The 236-nt window shown below is 45.3% G+C and carries 1 protein-coding gene; it reads right to left on the bottom strand.

Annotated elements, in window-relative coordinates:
* Window positions 1-236: hypothetical protein (locus tag SB749_RS20920; RefSeq protein ID WP_410712009.1), on the bottom strand; the 236-nt coding region annotated here is incomplete at both ends.

Below are 236 nucleotides of genomic sequence, written 5' to 3'. Positions count from 1 at the left end.
GTAGTCGCATCTTGAACTGCGAGTGTACCATTTAGATCTGTTGCACCATTATTGGTTAAAAGACCTGCGTTGGTGACACCATTAGTAGTCGTTGCACCTTGCACGTTTAATGTGTTAGCTAAGTCGGTGGCGCCTGCAACGTCTAGTGTGCTCTCTAAAGTAGTCGCATCTTGAACTGCGAGTGTACCATTTAGATCTGTTGCACCATTATTGGTTAAAAGACCTGCGTTGGTGAC

The organism is Brevibacterium sp. SIMBA_078, assembly GCF_046534565.1.
Classification (GTDB): domain Bacteria; phylum Actinomycetota; class Actinomycetes; order Actinomycetales; family Brevibacteriaceae; genus Brevibacterium.
The sequence above is the reverse complement of the archived record's forward strand: the minus strand, read 5'-3'. Positions and strand labels throughout refer to the sequence as shown.